Below are 1,166 nucleotides of genomic sequence, written 5' to 3'. Positions count from 1 at the left end.
TACGATGGTTTAAGTCAGGCCATTGCTAATGCTGACGCCACCTTTATCAATGACCCAACTTTTTCTGAACTCTTTACTCAAAGTGCTGGAGTTGGTCAACAGGGCGCTTATGAAGTATTTGCCCACAGTCAGGCTAAGGTAGTTGGTAACTTTTCCGTTGGTGCTTATGAGAAGTTCTCCTTTGATTTCTCAACGGCTTTACAACTTAACTCAAAAGAAATTGAAAATTCCAATACTGAATATGCTTCCGCAAAGTCAGGCAGTTACTTTTTTGTATTAGACACAACCAATGGTTATACGAGACTGTTAGATTATTTTGGCTTCAAGGGGAATTTAATTTCTTCTAGTCAAGTTGGCAAGCTTAACGTTGCTGGAAGTTATAATGTTGACTTTTACTACCCCCATAAAACTACAGATATCAATGGTAACAATGGCATCGACTACCTCAACGGCTCAACCACAGGAGAATATGAGCGTTGGTTTAACCGTGATACCAATTTAACTGTAGTAGAAGTAAATACCAGTACAATTCAGTTGTTGGGAGATAGCTTCATCTATAACCTGGGCAATGATGTCCGCTATGGAAGTATTTGGAATGATAAACTTCATGGAACTAATTATGGGGACAAAATCTATAGCAGCCTAGGGGATGATACTGTCTATGGCTATGGTGGTAATGATATCCTCGAAGGCGGTAAAGGCGACGATAAACTCTATGGGGATAATGGTTATGATAAACTCCATGGCAGTTTTGGCGAGGATACCTTAGTCGGTGGTTACCACAATGATACCTTAGTCGGTGGTAGTAATGATGATATCCTGATTGGTGGTCGTGATAGCGATATGATGACTGGTGGTAGTGGCGCTGACCAATTCGTTTTTGAGTTAAATCAGAGTTTGTTATCCGGTGAATATGATGTGATCAAAGACTTTGAGGTTGGTGTCGATCAGATTGAATTTAGGGGCTGGGGTTATATTGATTCTTCTTATTGGTTCAGTGGGGTAATTGCTGAAGGTCGGCTTACCGATACCCACAATGGTGCCCTATTCCATTCAAATTATGGTGGAAAAGTCTTGTTTGAAGGGGTTAATGCCCACGAACTTAGTCACTCTGACTTCGTCTTCGATGCTTAAAACTTAATTCCAGATGGCGAATACTCTACAGG

The 1,166-nt window shown here is 40.8% G+C and carries 1 protein-coding gene; it reads left to right on the top strand.

Features of this window, described 5'->3' with window-relative positions:
- Window positions 1–1,134: calcium-binding protein (locus tag F6K51_RS37810; RefSeq protein ID WP_293031444.1), on the top strand; the 1,134-nt coding region annotated here is incomplete at its 5' end.
- Window positions 1,135–1,166: the final 32 nt, after the last annotated feature.

Origin of the sequence: Moorena sp. SIO3I8 (assembly GCF_010692325.1) — a bacterium.
Classification (GTDB): Bacteria; Cyanobacteriota; Cyanobacteriia; order Cyanobacteriales; family Coleofasciculaceae; genus Moorena.
This window is presented reverse-complemented; position numbering and strand designations above follow the sequence as displayed.